Origin of the sequence: Streptomyces sp. NPDC051172, from assembly GCF_040682555.1 — a bacterium.
Lineage (GTDB): Bacteria > Actinomycetota > Actinomycetes > Streptomycetales > Streptomycetaceae > Streptomyces.
The window spans coordinates 1-14,889 of the sequence record NZ_JBFBBE010000008.1 but is presented as its reverse complement, the minus strand read 5'-3'; the positions used below and the strand labels follow the sequence as shown (position 1 = coordinate 14,889).

The 14,889-nt window shown below is 70.0% G+C and carries 10 protein-coding genes and 2 pseudogenes; 8 read left to right on the top strand and 4 right to left on the bottom strand.

From position 1 onward, the window contains the following. Window positions 1-350 precede the first annotated feature (350 nt). Entirely contained in the window at window positions 351-905 is a 555-nt protein-coding gene (locus AB0N07_RS06540) for a hypothetical protein (protein WP_365832709.1), read from the top strand. On the opposite strand, the gene glgX is transcribed toward AB0N07_RS06540, so the two are convergent. Then, window positions 902-3,031 (bottom strand): glycogen debranching protein GlgX, encoded by a 2,130-nt coding sequence (gene glgX / locus AB0N07_RS06535; RefSeq protein WP_365832707.1) that lies wholly within the window; start codon window positions 3,029-3,031, stop codon window positions 902-904. The genes AB0N07_RS06540 and glgX overlap by 4 nt on opposite strands. Window positions 3,032-3,224: 193 nt before the next feature. On the opposite strand from glgX, the gene AB0N07_RS06530 reads away from it, so the two are divergent. The 4 genes from AB0N07_RS06530 to AB0N07_RS06515 all read left to right on the top strand — a co-directional run bounded on the left by AB0N07_RS06530 (window position 3,225) and on the right by AB0N07_RS06515 (window position 7,652). Next, the gene (locus tag AB0N07_RS06530; RefSeq protein WP_365832705.1) at window positions 3,225-4,025 is read left to right on the top strand and encodes a Tat pathway signal sequence domain protein; all 801 of its coding nucleotides are present in this window, start codon (window positions 3,225-3,227) and stop codon (window positions 4,023-4,025) included. Window positions 4,026-4,080: 55 nt separating this feature from the next. After that, window positions 4,081-5,403, top strand: coding sequence for a copper amine oxidase (locus AB0N07_RS06525; protein ID WP_365832703.1), 1,323 nt, complete (start codon window positions 4,081-4,083; stop codon window positions 5,401-5,403). Window positions 5,404-5,483: 80 nt separating this feature from the next. Then, on the top strand, window positions 5,484-6,761 hold the full coding sequence (locus AB0N07_RS06520; protein WP_365832968.1) for an SAV2148 family HEPN domain-containing protein: 1,278 nt from the start codon (window positions 5,484-5,486) through the stop codon (window positions 6,759-6,761). Window positions 6,762-6,863: 102 nt separating this feature from the next. After that, window positions 6,864-7,652 carry a 3'-5' exonuclease gene (locus tag AB0N07_RS06515; protein WP_365832701.1) on the top strand — a complete coding sequence of 263 codons (789 nt, stop codon included), beginning with the start codon at window positions 6,864-6,866 and terminating at the stop codon, window positions 7,650-7,652. 4 nt (window positions 7,653-7,656) lie between these two features. On the opposite strand, the gene AB0N07_RS06510 is transcribed toward AB0N07_RS06515, so the two are convergent. Together AB0N07_RS06510 and AB0N07_RS06505 are read right to left on the bottom strand one after the other, a co-directional pair. Continuing rightward, window positions 7,657-8,529: an aminoglycoside phosphotransferase family protein gene (locus AB0N07_RS06510; protein WP_365832699.1), complete on the bottom strand. Its 873-nt coding sequence runs from the start codon at window positions 8,527-8,529 to the stop codon at window positions 7,657-7,659. A gap of 455 nt (window positions 8,530-8,984) precedes the next feature. Continuing rightward, a pseudogene (locus AB0N07_RS06505) lies at window positions 8,985-9,164 on the bottom strand (IS200/IS605 family accessory protein TnpB-related protein); the annotation flags it as partial. A 12-nt stretch (window positions 9,165-9,176) separates the two neighbouring features. Between AB0N07_RS06505 and mgt the strand changes: the two are divergent. Continuing rightward, window positions 9,177-10,449: pseudogene (mgt, locus tag AB0N07_RS06500) on the top strand (macrolide-inactivating glycosyltransferase). Between the two features lie 73 nt (window positions 10,450-10,522). Here the strand turns inward: mgt and AB0N07_RS06495 are convergent. Next, window positions 10,523-12,781, bottom strand: a complete 2,259-nt coding sequence (locus AB0N07_RS06495) for an MMPL family transporter (protein ID WP_365832697.1) — start codon at window positions 12,779-12,781, stop codon at window positions 10,523-10,525. A gap of 389 nt (window positions 12,782-13,170) precedes the next feature. Here AB0N07_RS06495 and AB0N07_RS06490 point away from each other — a divergent pair, with 389 nt between their 5' ends. Together AB0N07_RS06490 and AB0N07_RS06485 are read left to right on the top strand one after the other, a co-directional pair. Further along, a complete protein-coding gene (locus AB0N07_RS06490) occupies window positions 13,171-13,719 on the top strand; it encodes a DUF1697 domain-containing protein (RefSeq protein ID WP_365832695.1) in 549 nt (182 codons plus the stop codon). A 57-nt stretch (window positions 13,720-13,776) separates the two neighbouring features. Beyond that, the gene (locus AB0N07_RS06485) at window positions 13,777-14,811 is read left to right on the top strand and encodes a 2-dehydropantoate 2-reductase N-terminal domain-containing protein (RefSeq protein WP_365832693.1); all 1,035 of its coding nucleotides are present in this window, start codon (window positions 13,777-13,779) and stop codon (window positions 14,809-14,811) included. The last annotated feature ends 78 nt before the right edge of the window (window positions 14,812-14,889 follow it).

Below are 14,889 nucleotides of genomic sequence, written 5' to 3'. Positions count from 1 at the left end.
GTTCGTCGCGTTGCCGGCGCTCCTCGGGGCGGTGGCGGGCGCGACCGTGCAGCTGATCGGTTCCCTGGGCAGCGCCCGTCCGGTGGCGCCGGTCCGCCGGTCCGCCGCCCCCGAGTCCACGGTCGGCGGGACCCTCTCCTTCGGAGAGCACCTTCGACGAGAGCCCCTTCCTCCTGGGCCCGGCCCTGGTCGGCCTGGCCACCGTCCTCGCCCACCCCGCCGACGCCCTGGGCGCGGCAGCACTCCTGGTGGCCCTGTGCGGCAGCGGCTTCGCACTGCGCCCGACGGCGAGGGCGACACGGCGCGGCCGTCCGGCCCGGAGCGTCCCGCGCTCCCGTATGCCCCGCTCCGTGCACCCCCTCCGTGCCACTCTCGCCGAGCGGCTGGAACAGGAGGAGCAGGCCGGTCTCGTGTACGCCGCCATGGGGGTGATGAGCGCGGTGGCGGGCCTCTCCACGGCCGCCGTGCCCGCACGGATCCCCCTCGCGGGCCGTCGGCGGGCGGCGACCGCGGACGCTTTCCTGCTCCCGCTGCCCCTGCTGTGGACGCAGAGCATGGGCGTCCTCCATGCGGTCGTCACCCTCCTCGGTGCCGCCTACGCCCCGCACCTGATCACGGTGTTCGGCCTCACCGAGCGGGCGGTGCCGCCCACCCGGCCGGCCGAGGTGATGGCGTACGCGACGAGTGCGCTCGTCGGCGGCCAGGCCCTCGCGGTCGCCGTCACCGGCCGCCTAGCCGAGTCGTACGGTCCGGCGGCCGCCTTTGCCGCACTCGCCTGCGCGATCGCCCTGACGGCGCGCCCGTCCTCGTACACCGGGCCCACCACCGAACCCGCCGACCACGCGCGCGTACCCGACGAGCAGCCGACCACACCGACGCAGGAAGAGGGCCTGGAGCTGACCTAGACCGGCCGTTGCAGCACCGTCAGACTGCGGTCCACCAGTGTCAGCCGCTCGCCCGCCTGCACCTTCGGGCCGGTGTGCGGCGGCACCCCGTCCGAGCGGGCGGTGTCGACCACGACCTCCCACTGGCGGCCGTGGTTGACGGGCACCACGAACTCCAGTGTCTTCGGCGAGGCGTTGAACATCAGCAGGAACGAGTCGTCGGTGATCCGCTCCCCGCGCGTACCCGGCTCGGAGATCGCGTTGCCGTTGAGGAACACCGTCAGCGCCGAGGCCGGCGCCGAGTCCCAGTCCCGCTGGGTCATCTCCTTGCCCTCCGGTGTGAACCAGGCGATGTCCGAGAGCTCGTCGTGGGTGCCCTCCACCGGGCGTCCGTGGAAGAAGCGGCGTCTGCGGAAGACCGGGTGGTCCTTGCGCAGCCACACCATCGCGCGCGTGAAGGCCAGCAGCTCGCCGTCGGACCCGTCCTCCTCCGCGTCGGGGTCCAGCCATTTCACCCAGGCCAGCTCGTTGTCCTGGCAGTAGGCGTTGTTGTTGCCGCGCTGGGTGCGTGCGAACTCGTCGCCGTGGCTGATCATCGGGACGCCCTGGGAGAGCATCAGCGTCGCGACGAAGTTCCGCATCTGACGCGCCCGCAGCTTCAGTACCTCGGCGTTGTCGGTCTCGCCCTCCTCCCCGCAGTTCCAGGACCGGTTGTGGCTCTCGCCGTCCCGGTTGTCCTCGCCGTTGGCCTTGTTGTGCTTCTGGTTGTACGAGACGAGGTCGTGCAGGGTGAAACCGTCGTGGCAGGTGACGAAGTTGATCGAGGCGAGCGGGCGCCGCCCGTCGTCCTGGTAGAGGTCCGAGGAGCCGGTCAGCCGGGACGCGAACTCGGCGAGCGCGCGCTGCTCGCCGCGCCACATGTCCCGTACGGTGTCGCGGTACTTGCCGTTCCACTCGGTCCACAGCGGCGGGAAGTTGCCCACCTGGTAGCCGCCCTCGCCCACGTCCCACGGCTCGGCGATCAGCTTCACCTGGGAGACCACCGGATCCTGCTGCACCAGGTCGAAGAAGGACGACAGCCGGTCCACCTCGTGGAACTGGCGGGCCAGGGTCGCCGCGAGGTCGAAGCGGAAGCCGTCGACGTGCATCTCGGTGACCCAGTAGCGCAACGAGTCCATGATCAGTTGCAGGACGTGCGGGGACCGCATGAGCAGCGAGTTCCCGGTGCCCGTGGTGTCCATGTAGTAGCGCGGGTCGTCGGTGAGCCGGTAGTACTGCGGGTTGTCGATGCCCTTGAAGGACAGCGTCGGGCCCAGGTGGTTGCCCTCGGCAGTGTGGTTGTAGACCACGTCGAGGATGACCTCGATGCCCGCTTCGTGCAGCGCCCGGACCGCCGACTTGAACTCCAGGACCTGCTGGCCCCGGTCGCCCCAGGAGGCGTACGCGTTGTGCGGGGCGAAGAAGCCGATCGTGTTGTAGCCCCAGTAGTTGTTCAGGCCCATGTCGACCAGCCGGTGGTCATTGACGAACTGGTGCACCGGCATCAGCTCCAGCGTCGTCACGCCGAGCTCCACCAGATGCTCGATGATCACCGGGTGCGCGAGCGCCGCGTAGGTGCCGCGCAGCTCCTCGGGCAGCCCCGGATGCTGCATGGTGAGGCCCTTGACATGGGCCTCGTAGATCACCGTCTCGTGGTAGCCGCGCCGCGGCCGCCGGTCGTCGCCCCAGTCGAAGTACGGGTTCACCACGACCGACGTCATCGTGTGCGGCGCCGAGTCCAGGTCGTTGCGCTTGTCGGGCGCGTCGAAGTGGTAGCCGTAGACCTCCTCGCCCCAGCGGACCTTGCCGCTGATCGCCTTCGCGTACGGGTCGAGCAGCAGCTTCGCCGAGTTGCAGCGAAGACCGCGCTCGGGGGCGTACGGACCGTGCATGCGGAAGCCGTAGCGCTGTCCCGGCATGATGCCGGGCACGTACGCGTGCCGTACGAATGCGTCGCTCTCGCGCAGTTCCACCGCCGTTTCCGAGCCGTCGTCGTGCACCAGACACAGCTCTACTCGGTCCGCGGCCTCCGTGAAGACCGCGAAATTGGTGCCGGCGCCGTCGTACGTGGCACCGAGCGGATACGCCTCGCCAGGCCAGACCTGCATGGACACGACTCTTTCAGGTGGAGCGCGCCCCAGGGGGCGCCTTGGCGTCGAGTGTCCCCGAAAGTGATGGAACCACCTATGACTTACGTCCCTCTTACCGAGCGACCTGTGCATACGCCGTATGTCAATGCAGTATGCCAATCAGTGGGGCAGAAAAGTACTCCCGGGGACTAAGGGGGAGTAGGGGGCAAATGTGCGCAAGATAGTGCACCGCCATCTGGGCAAGGTGGTGGCCGGTGCGGCCACAGCGGTGGCCGGAACTGCCGTGATGGTCGGGATCACGCTGCCGGGGACGGCGGGGGCCGACGATTCGGGAGGGACCAGGGCAGGGCAGGCCCGGCAGGCGGCTCAGGCGAACGGCAAGCCCGCTCCGGGTGTCGTCGAGCAGGCGCCGGCCGAGGGCGAGAAGGGCAAGGGCCTCGATCCGCTGACCGACGACGAGACGAAGCGTGTCGAGAAGATCGCGCTGAGCGGGCAACTGCTGAACTCCGGTGAGAACGTCAAGGGCGCCCGCGGCCCGCAGCGCCTCACCGTGGAGCTGACCGAGCCGGACACCGACCAGCCGGACAGTGCGAACGCGCCCCGGCGCGCGGACGTGACGTTCTACGACTACCGCAGCGACAGCGTCGTCACCAGGACCGTCAACCTGGACACCGGCAAGGTCGAGGAGACGAGCACCCAGCACGACGTCCAGCCGCCGCTCAGCATCGCCGAGCAGACCGAGGCGGCCCGGCTGCTGATCGCCGACCCGCTGGGCGCCGGCCTGAAGGCGGACTACAAGGACGCCACGGGCAAGGAACTCACCTCCCCGGACCAGCTGACGCTCACCAGCATGGTGTTCCGGGCGACCCCGGGCGTGAAGCCGGCCGAGCTCGGCAAGTGCGGCGAGCACCGCTGCACCCGGCTCTTCCCGAAGGTCAAGAACGGTGCCTGGATCGACACCCGGGACTTCGTGGTCGACCTGAGCGCCCGCAAGGTCGTCAAGCTCGGCTGAGCCGGGCTCCGTTCACTTTTCACACTTGCTTCTCCTGTAAGGGAGTCACTTCGTCATGCACGTCAACAGAGACAGCCGTGCCCGCCGCAGTGCGCTGCGCAGGCGGGCCCTGGCGGGCCCGCTCGCGGTCGGGCTCGCCCTCGGCGGCACGGCAGCGGCACCGGCCTTCGCCCAGCACAAGGAGGCGGCCGCCGCCGCGGCCCCCCAGTGCAGCGCGGCCTACCAGATCGAGCAGAAGCTCTCCTCCGGTACCACCTGGCGGATGTGTTGGCGCTTCGAGAGCAGGTCCGGAGTCGTCCTGGACGACATCTCCTACCAGCCGCCCGGCGAGCCCCAGCCGATCAAGGTCCTCAACAGCGCCAGACTCGCCCAGATCGACGTGCCGTACGACGACGGCAGCGTCGAGTACAACGACATCACGGACTACAACTTCGGCAACGGCCTGCTGAACCTCACGCCCGACGAATGCCCGGGCGGCACCATCAAGACGGTCAAGGTCGCGGAACCCTTCTACTCGGACTCGTCGGACGTCAACGGCCTGTGCGCCACGACCCGTTCCCGCGGCCACGCCTACCACCTGCTGTCCGACGCCAACAAGACCTACCAGGCGCAGGGCACCGACCTGCTCCTCTACACGGTCAACAAGGTCGGCTGGTACGAGTACATCACCGAGTGGCGCTTCCAGGACGACGGCACGATGAGCATGAACGCCGGCGCCACCGGCAGCCTCTCGCCCGACGACTACGACGCGGGCGACGGCCGCGGCTGGCCCATCGGCAAGGGCGCCAAGGCCTACGCCACCAGCCACAGCCACAACATCTTCTGGCGGCTCGACTTCGGCCTCGACGGGTCCTCCAAGACCAGGATCGAGCAGTACGACTCCAAGGTCAGCGCTCCGGTGGGCGGCCAGCAGGCGCCGACCAACAAGACGACCCTCACCAAGGTCACCAAGGAACTCGCGGGCGACGCCAAGGACATGCGCTGGTGGCGTGTGGTCAGCACGGCCGGAAAGAACAACGACGACCACCCGCGCTCGTACGAGATCGTCCAGGGTCCCACCGCGAAGTATCTGGGCCGCAGCTTCACCCAGCACGACGTGTACTTCACCGAGTACAACAAGTGCGAGCAGTACGCCAGCGGCAACCCGCTCAACTGCGGTGCCGGACACGGCAAGTCCGTCGACACATGGGTCAACGGGCAGACGCTCACCCACCCCATAGTCTGGGTGAATGTGGGCTTCCACCACATAGCCCGGGACGAGGACCAGCAGCCGATGCCGGTCCACTGGCAGGGCTTCTCCATCGCCCCGCGTGACGTCACGGCTATGAATCCGCTCACTCCGCCCGCTCTGGCCGCTCAGAACGGGCACTGGCACTAAGGCAGTTGAGAATCGACCTGTCCATCCGGCTGCACCGCTGACTGCTCCCGGAGTACCCTTCCTTGATCGTTGACACGGGGATGCTCAGGGGAGCGGAAGGCGGTGCGCGGGTGGGGTCGGGAGGGCTGGAGTTGCCCCCTGGTGACGAGGGTCACGAGGGGCACTCCACAGATGTCCCGCCCGGCACGGTGTCCCTGGCCCGGCCGATGGCGACGAGTTCGATCGGGCCGGAGCTGGACTGGGATGCCGACGCCTGGCGCGAGGTGCGTACGCGCGCCCAGCGAGCCGGGCGGGCCTACATCTGGCTGAACCTCGTCGAGCAGCGGCTGCGCGCGGTCGTGGCCGCTGTTCTGCGGCCCATCTACGAACCCGTCCACGGCGACGACTGGGTGGTCGCCGCGGCCGGGCCGGCCGGCCAGGAATGGGTGCAGCGCGCGGTCGCCGTACGCGAGGTCAGCCGCCGAAAGGGTTATCTGCTCGACCCGGCCGACGACAACGTGCTCAGCTTCCTCACCCTGCCCCAGCTGCGTGAGCTGATGGTGCAGCACTGGCCCTGCTTCGAGTCGTACGTGGACGACCGCCGCGACGTCGAACTCGCCCTGGACGAGCTCGAGGTCACCCGCAACGTCGTCTCCCGCAACCGGGCCCTGTCCGAGGCCGTCCTGAACCAGGCCGAGCGGGCCTCGGCGAAGCTGCTGGACATCCTCGGCGCGGCCGGGGACGTGCCGTCGGGCCGCCGGCTGCCCGTGGACGCGGTGGAGGAACTGGTCGGCGACCGGTACGCCGACGTGGTCGCCGTACACCCCGACCGGGTGCGGCTGCTGCGCCAGTTCCCGGCCGAGGACATCTTCGGCGCCGCCCGCCGCCTCGACGCCGTGGGCATCGGCCTCAACCTGCTCGTGCAGAACTTCTCCGGGCGCCGGCTGGTACGCCTGGCCGAGGCGGGCTGCCGGGTCCGGCTGCTGTTCCTCAACCCGGCCTCCAGCGCGGTGAAACGGCGTGAGCGGGAACTGGGCATGAAGCGCGGCGAGCTGAGCCGCGCGGTGGAGATGAACATCCTGCACATGCGCCGCGTCCGGTCCAGGCTGCGCGACCCGGCCGCCTTCGAGATCCAGGTCTACGACGAGACCCCGCGCTTCGCGGCCTACCTCGTCGACGGCGACGGCACGGACGGCGTCGCCGTCGTGCAGTCCTATCTGCGGCGCTCGCGCGGCATGGAGGCTCCGGTGCTGGTCCTGCGCAACGGCAGCCGGGTGGTGAAGCCGGAGGACATGGACAAGGGAGTCGAGAGCGGGCTCTTCCCGACATACCGCGAGGAGTTCGAAACATCCTGGGCGGATTCGCGGCCTGTGTCCTGAACTGTCGCCGCGGCCAAGCGGAATGCGGTCCTCGGATTGTCAGTGGCCCATGGGAAGGTGGAGACCACTGGGGGAAAGCACCACCAAGAAGGGGGGCCACGCATGGGCTGGCACCGGGAGCTGCTGATCGGCTTCGACCTGGAGACGACCGGGACCGATCCGCGTGAGGCGCGCATCGTCACGGGGGCCGTGATCGAGGTCAGGGGCGGACAGCCCATAGGGCACCGGGAGTGGCTGGCGGATCCGGGCGTGGAGATCCCGGCGGACGCCGTGGCGGTGCACGGCATCAGCAACGAACGGGCGGCGGCGGAGGGCCGCCCGGCCGACGAGGTGGCGAACGCCATCGCGGACGTCCTGGCGACGTACTGGAGGACGGGCGTCCCGGTCGTCGCCTACAACGCGGCCTTCGACCTGAGCCTGCTCTCCGCGGAACTGCGCAGATACGGACTGCCGTCCCTGCGCGACCGACTGGGCGGCCTCGACCCCGCCCCGGTCATCGACCCGTACACCATCGACCGCTGGGTCGACCGCTACCGCCGCGGCAAGCGCAACCTCGAAGCGGTCTGCACGGAATACGGCGTCACCCTCGACGCCGCCCACAACGCCTCCGCCGACGCCCTGGCCGCAGCCGGCCTGGCCTGTGCCATAGCCACCCGCCACCCCAAAATCGCAGCCCTCGGCCCGGCGGAACTCCACCTCCGCCAGATCGAGTGGTACGCGGAGTGGGCAGCAGACTTCCAGAACTTCCTGCGCCGCAAGGGAGACCCCACCGCGGTGGTCGACGGCACATGGCCCCTCCGTGAACCCGCGCCCCATAGGAGCGCGGGGAACGGCGCGATCAGCCACACAGAACCCGCAGTCGCCGGACAACAACAAGCCCCCGATCAATAGGCGCTCAGAACGAATACCACCGCACCGCCTCGTCGCCGTCCCGCAACGACGCCACCCTGCGCTCGAACTCGACCAACGCCTTGGGGTTGCTCGGCGCATGCTGCGCGACCCACGCACAACTCGCCGTCTCACGGGCACCGCGCAACACACCGCGCCCCTCCCACTCCCGCACATCCCACCCGTACGCCTCGGTGAACTCCTCATAGGCCGCCGCAGGCAACCCGTAGCGGTCACGCGAGAGCGCCATCACCACCAGATCGTGCTCGCGCAGATCGGCGGAGAAGGTCTCCAGGTCGACCAGAACGGGCCCGTCCGGACCGACGTGCACATTGCGGGGCAGCGCATCGCCGTGGATGGGGCCGGGCGGCAGATGCGGAGTGAGTGCCGCGGCGGCCGCGGCGAACCCGTCGCGGCGCTCGCGCAGATACGCCGCGTCCGCGGGGTCGATCGCGTCGCCCGCGAGCCGCAGCCAGCGTTCCACACCGCCCAGCAACTCACGGGGCGGCAGTTCGACGGTATCGACAGGGGGTGTGGGCAGTGCGTGGACGACCCGTAGCAGTTCGGCCAGATCCCGGGGCTCGGCCGGCCGTACGGCATCCGGGATCCGGTGCCACACCGTCACCGGGTGCCCCTCGACCAGCAGTGGCTTGGGCTCCGCCGCCCGCACCGCGGGGACGCCCGCCTCGGCGAGCCACAGCGCGATGTCCAGCTCGCGGCGCGCGCGGCCCAGGAGTTCGGCGTCGCGGCCCACCTTGACGACCAGGTCGCCGGAGGCGAACACCGCGTTCTCGCCCAGGGCGAGCAGCCGTGCGTCCCGCGCCGGGCCGGGCAGCACCCGCGCCGCGGCCAGTACGTAGCGTGCCCGTGACTCGTCCATCGCCTTCCTCCCACGTCCGCGTATGCATCGGTGAACGGCGTCGAGATCCCGCCACCCACCGGCCCAGTCTCGCATTCGCACAGGTCGGACCGTGTGTGTACTGCCTTGACGGTGCATACCGTTCCTGGAGGCTGAGCCGGAGTGAGGCCTGTTGCCGGAACTCATGCTCAGCCGAACGCCCCGAACGGTGCTGGGCGTTCTGGTCCCCGCGTCTGCTCCGCATCCGGCGCGCACGGATCCTGTCCGTGGTCCGCCGTGGTCCGCCGTGGTCCGGGGATGCGGGGACGGTGCCGTCCGTCGCCGGATGGCACGGCCGCGAGAAGCGGTTTCGGCAGCTCAACCGGCATGCAAGACCAAGAAGACCACTCGCCACGACGCTGCCGCCGCGATCGGACGGCGCGCCCAGGGACACCCGAGCGTCACGATGCCGGTCGGTGCCGGTCGGATCGTCGAAGTACGCGGTAGGCGACCGCCCGATCGGCTGCGACGCAGTAGGCCCACTCGGCGCCCCGATGGAGGAAGCCGACCCGGCCCCGCGAGGACGTACCGGTCGTGCTGAGCGTTCGCGTACTCGGCGAGCGGGGCCGGCGGCTTGAGGACACTTCGCCGTCGGGGGTGACGCGGAGGGTCTGGTGGGGTTCGGTCCCGTGGTCCTAAACAAATTGCACGAGACGTATCGTCTCGCCTACTGTCGGTCGCATGACCAGTCGCCCTCACCACGCCGGCCCCGCCCACCTCGCCATGTTCTCCATCGCCGCCCACGGACATGTGAACCCCAGCCTCGAGGTGGTCCGCGAGCTGGTCGCCCGTGGCCACCGGGTCACCTACGCCGTTCCGCCGGCGTTCGCGGAGAAGGTCGCCGAGACCGGCGCCGAGCCGAAGCCGTGGAACTCCACGCTGCCGGGCCCCGACGCGGACCCGGCGGCGTGGGGGAGCGAACTGCTGGACCACGTCGAGCTGTTCCTCGAAGACGCGATCCAGGCGCTGCCGCAGTTGGCCGAGGCCTACGCCGGGGACGTACCGGACCTCGTGCTGCACGACATCACGGCGTACCCGGCCCGCGTCCTCGCCCACCGCTGGGGTGTCCCCGCGATCTCGCTCTCGCCGAACCTCGTCGCCTGGGAGGGGTACGAGGAGGAGGTCGCCGAGCCGATGTGGGCGGAGCCGAGGCGGACCGAACGCGGGCGGGCGTACTACGCGCGCTTTTCGGCCTGGCTGGAGGAGAACGGGATCATGCAGCACCCGGACGACTTCGCGGGCCGCCCCGACCGCTCGCTCGTCCTGATCCCCAAGGCGCTTCAGCCCCACGCCGACCGGGTCGACGAGAGCCGGTACACCTTCGTCGGCGCCTGCCAGGGCGACCGCACCAGGGAGGGCGACTGGCAGCGGCCGGCCGGAGCCGAGAAGGTGGTGCTGGTGTCGTTGGGCTCGACCTTCACCGACCGTCCCGGCTTCTACCGGGAGTGTGTCGAGGCGTTCGGCGGCCTGCCCGGCTGGCACCTCGTCCTGCAGATCGGCAAGCGCGTGGACCCCGAGGCGCTCGGCGATGTACCGGCGAACGTGGAAGTGCGTTCCTGGGTGCCGCAGTTGGCGGTGCTCCGGCAGGCCGACCTGTTCGTCACGCACGCCGGGGCGGGCGGCAGCCAGGAGGGTCTGGCCACCGCCACACCGATGATCGCCGTACCGCAGGCCGTCGACCAGTTCGGCAACGCGGACATGCTGCAGGCCCTGGGGGTCGCCCGGCACGTCCCCACCGCCGAGGCCACCGCAAAGACCCTGCGCAGGACCGCCCTCGCCCTCGTCGACGACCCCGAGGTCGCCCACCGCCTCAAGGAGGTCCAGGCCGGCATGGCGAAGGAGGGGGGAACTCGGCGGGCGGCCGACCTGATCGAGGCCGAACTTCCCGCAGGACTACGGTAGTTCCGGGCATGGCGAGGGCCCGCCGGCTCCCCTGTGGCCGACGGGCCCTCGGTCGGTGAGGGTTTCAACCCCTTCAGACGCGCAGCCGCTCACCCTCGTCGCGCCGCACCGGGTGCGTGATGACCTCGGCCGACTCGTCGTGCGTCAGGTCGGGCAGCCGGTGCAGCCACTTCGGCAGATACCAGTTGCGCTCGCCCAGCAGCGCCATCACCGCCGGGAGCAGCACGCCCCGGATGATCGTCGCGTCGATGAGCACCGCGGCCGCGAGGCCGACACCCATCTGCTTCATGGACTGCATGGACAGCGTGCCGAAGATCGCGAACACGGCGACCATGATGACCGCGGCGCTGGTGACGACACCGGCCGTGGTGACCACACCGTGCTGGATGGCATCCCTGGTGCTGCGGCCGCGCAGCCGCGCCTCGCGGATCCGCGAGACCACGAACACGTGGTAGTCCATGCTCAGCCCGAACAGGATCACGAACAGGAACAGCGGCAGCCAGGTGATGATCGCGCCGACGCCCTGCGCGCCCACCAGCGAGGCGCCCCAGCCGTGCTGGAAGACGGCGACGAGGATGCCGTAGGCCGCGCCCACCGACAGCAGGTTGAGCAGGATCGACGTGATCGCGACCGTCAGCGAGCGGAACGACAGCAGCATCAGCACGAAGGCGAAGACCACGACGAACGCGAAGACAGGGACCACCGCGCCGCCGAGCTGGGCGTTGAAGTCGTGCGAGCCGGCGACCTGTCCGGTGATCGGCGCCTGGAGGCCGTCGACCTTGCCGAGCGTGGCCGGCCGCACCTCGTCGCGCAGCTTCTCCAGGCTGGCACCCGCCTTGTCCAGGTCGGAGCCGCCGACCAGCGGGACGTACACGTAGGCGATGTTCTGTGCGTCGTGCAGCTTGATCTCGACCGGGCCGTGCGAGGCACCCGAACTGATCGCCCGCGCCTTGAAGTCGGCGAGCGCGGACTTCACCTCGGGCGCGTTGATGTCCTTGGCCTTCACGACGACCTCGGCCGGCTCGGAGCCGCCCGGGAAGGCCTCGTTGACCCGGTTGTACGTCTGCACGATCGGCAGCGAGTCGCCGAACTCCTGGTCCAGCGTGAGGTTCTGGGTCTTCATGCCGAGGGCCGGAGCCGCGACGGCCAGCAGTGCACCGGCCGCGACGAGCACGGAGACCAGCGGCTTGGCGAGCACACCGCGCAGCACCGCCGTCCAGAACCGGCTCTCCCCGCCCGTGCGGGCGGCCCGGCGCTCCATCGCCTTGCACAGGAAGGGAATCCGCCCCTTCTCGACACGCTCGCCCAGCAGCGAGAGCAGCGCCGGCAGCACCGTCACCGACCCGACCATGGCGACCGCCACGACCATCAGCGAGGCCAGCCCCATCCCCTGGAACGTGACGAGCCCGGTGAACAGCATGCCCGCCATCGCCACGCACACGGTGATGCCGGAGACGACGATCGCCCGGCCGCTGGTGGCGGCCGCGATCCGCAGGGCCGTCTGAGCATCGCGTCCGGCAGCGCGCTCCTCGCGCTCACGGCGCAGATAGAACAGGCAGTAGTCGACGCCGACCGCCAGACCGACCAGCAGCATCACGGAGTTGGCGGTGTCGCTCATCGGCATCACATGGCTGACGACGCCCATCAGGCCCATCGTCGCCATGATCGCGGTGATCGCCAGCGCCACCGGCAGCAGCGCGGCCACCAGCGCACCGAAGGCGATGAGCAGAATGCCGAGGGCCACCGGCACCGCGGACAGCTCGGCCTTCTTGAAGTCGTCGCCGAACGCGTCCTTGAACGTCTTGTTCATGCTGGCGCTGCCGATCTCCTCGATCCGCAGCGTCCGGTGCTCCTTCTGCGCTCCCGCGACGGCCTTCAGCACCGGCTCCACGCGCTCGTACGCGGTCGCCGCGTCGCCGCGCATGTCGAACTGCACCAGTGCGCTGCGCCCGTCCCTGGAGATCGTGCGCGTGACGTACGGCGACTTCACGTCCGTGACCTTGCCGGTCCCGTCGACGGCCTTCACGACCGCGTCGACCGCGGACTTGAACTCGGCGTCCGTCGCCTTGAGGTTCCCGGCCTTCGCCTGGATCAGAACCGTTTCGCCGGCAGGTTCCTTGATCCCCGCATCCTCGATGATCTTGGCGGCGGTGTGTGTCTCGCCCTTGAGCTGTTCGCTCTCCTTGACGTCGACCCGGCCCGCGGCCGAACCGAGCCCCATCGCCAGGACGACGAACAGCACCCAGATGCCGACGGCAGCCCATCGGTGCCGGGCGCTCCAGCCACCGGCCCGGGCGGCTATGCCCCGCACCCGCGAATCTCCGTTCCCCATGACGGGCCTGCCCCCTCGTATCCGGTGACAGCCCCCTGCCGCCACCTTTCGCTTCGAAGGTATGGGCCGGATAAGAGCGTCTCGTCGTGCTGCTCGGTGAAGTGCGAGCGGCGCGGGTCCTCCCCTCGGACCGCGACGCCTCACCGGTGGGGAGGATTCGGCCCCTTACATCTATCGGGGCTTCTCGGGGATGAAGATCGGGGTGTCCGGTCCGTCGGCATCGCTCCTCTTTGTTATTGCGAAACCTTGTTGAACAAGTCACAGGTGTGTGTATCGGTTGAACCGGAGCCCCGGGTTCGGACAGAGTTTCGGGAAGTCCGCCCGCGCGGACCGCGGCGGCCGTCGTGCCCGCCCCCACGGGGCACGACGGCCGCTCTATGGTGTGCGCCATGACGACGACGTATGCGGCGCTGCTGCGCGGGATCAACGTGGGCGGCAAGAAGAAGCTCCCGATGGCCGAACTGCGGCAGTTGATGAACGGCCTCGGCTACGACGGCGTCCGCACCCATCTGCAGAGCGGCCAGGCCGTCTTCGCGTCCGGCCACGGCGACGAGGAGTCCCTGGCCGCCGAACTCGCGCAGGCGATCCAGAAGCACTTCGGCTTCTCCGTCGACGTGATCGTGCGCGACCACGCCTACCTCAAGGCGGTCGCCGAGGCCTGCCCGTTCCCGGCCGCCGAACTGGAGGCCAAGCAGCTCCACGTCACCTATTTCTCCGCCCCGGTGGACGCCGAACGGTTCGCGGAGATCGACCGGGAGGCCTACCTCCCCGAGGAGTTCCGGCTCGGCGACCGCGCCCTGTACCTGTACGCGCCGGACGGCCTCGGCCGCTCCCAGCTAGCCGCCCACCTCGCCAAATCCCGTATCAACAAAGGCGTGATCGCCACCAGCCGCAACTGGAACACCGTCGTGAAACTGGTGGAACTCACGGGAGAGTGACCGGGCGAGTACCCGGCTCTTCATGGCAGGTACACACGACTGTGCGAGGCTCCTCCCATGCGTTACATCATCATCGGAGCGGGAGCCGTCGGCGGTTCGACCGGCGGGCGTCTCGGGGGTGCGGGGCACGAGGTGGTCCTGGTCGCGCGCGGCGCGCACCACGCGGCGCTGAGGGACGGCGGGCTGCGCCTGAAGGTGCCCGACGGCGAGTACACCCACCGGTTGCCGACCGTCGAAGGGCCGGACGAGCTGGGCGAGTTGAGGGCCGACGACGTTCTCGTCCTCGCCGTGAAGACCCAGGACACGGTGAGCGCGCTGCAGGCCTGGGGCCCGGCACCGGTCGCGGGCGGTGGCACGGCGGCCGAGCGGCTGCCGTTGTTCTGCGCGCAGAACGGAGTCGAGGGCCAGCGGCTCGCCCTGCGGGTGTTCCGCCGGGTGTACGGCGTCTGCGTCTGGCTGCCGTCCACGTTCGTCGAGCCGGGCGTCGTCTCCGCCCCGTGCGCCCCGCTGACCGGCATCCTGCACCTGGGCCGCCATCCGCACGGCATCGACGACACGGTACGGCTGGTCGCCGCCGACCTGGAGAAGTCCCGTTTCGAGGCACCGGTCGTGCCGGACGTGGCGCGTTGGCAGTATGCCAAGCTCCTGTCCAACCTGGGCAACGCGCTGGAGGCGGTCGCCGGGCCGATCGCCGGTGACGGGGCCGCGGCACTGTACGCGCGCGTGCGCGCCGAAGGCGAGTCCGTGCTCGATGCCGCCGGGATCGCGTACGCGAGCGCCGAGGAGCAGAAGGCGGTACGCGGCCACAAGGTCGACCTGGTGCCCCTCGACGGCGCCCCGCGCGGCGGCGGCTCCTCCTGGCAGTCGCTCAGCCGGGGCACCGGCACCATCGAGGCCGACCACCTCAACGGCGAGATCGCTCTGCTGGGCCGCCTGCACGGCGTACCGACCCCGCTCAACGAGCTCCTCCAGCGCCTCGCCAACACCTTCGCGCGCGAGCGCCGGGCCCCCGGATCCATGCCGGTCGAGGACCTCGTCCACCTCGCCGACGAGGCTGTCGCATTTGTTCAAGAGCCAAGGCCGGGAAGTTAAGGCTGGCTGGGGCGCTGTCCAGGCGCGGGTGGGCGTGCTGGCCCTGCGGTGAATGACGAACGGGACCGCTGGTAGATC

Excerpts from the sequence above, each read along its gene's own strand:
- glgX (WP_365832707.1), bottom strand. The coding sequence starts at position 3,031 with ATGCAGGTCTGGCCTGGCGAGGCGTATCCGCTCGGTGCCACGTACGAC.
- AB0N07_RS06520 (WP_365832968.1), top strand. The coding sequence starts at position 5,484 with ATGCTCAGGGGAGCGGAAGGCGGTGCGCGGGTGGGGTCGGGAGGGCTG.
- AB0N07_RS06525 (WP_365832703.1), top strand. The coding sequence starts at position 4,081 with ATGCACGTCAACAGAGACAGCCGTGCCCGCCGCAGTGCGCTGCGCAGG.
- AB0N07_RS06485 (WP_365832693.1), top strand. The coding sequence starts at position 13,777 with ATGCGTTACATCATCATCGGAGCGGGAGCCGTCGGCGGTTCGACCGGC.
- AB0N07_RS06490 (WP_365832695.1), top strand. The coding sequence starts at position 13,171 with ATGACGACGACGTATGCGGCGCTGCTGCGCGGGATCAACGTGGGCGGC.
- AB0N07_RS06515 (WP_365832701.1), top strand. The coding sequence starts at position 6,864 with ATGGGCTGGCACCGGGAGCTGCTGATCGGCTTCGACCTGGAGACGACC.
- AB0N07_RS06510 (WP_365832699.1), bottom strand. The coding sequence starts at position 8,529 with ATGGACGAGTCACGGGCACGCTACGTACTGGCCGCGGCGCGGGTGCTG.
- AB0N07_RS06495 (WP_365832697.1), bottom strand. The coding sequence starts at position 12,781 with ATGGGGAACGGAGATTCGCGGGTGCGGGGCATAGCCGCCCGGGCCGGT.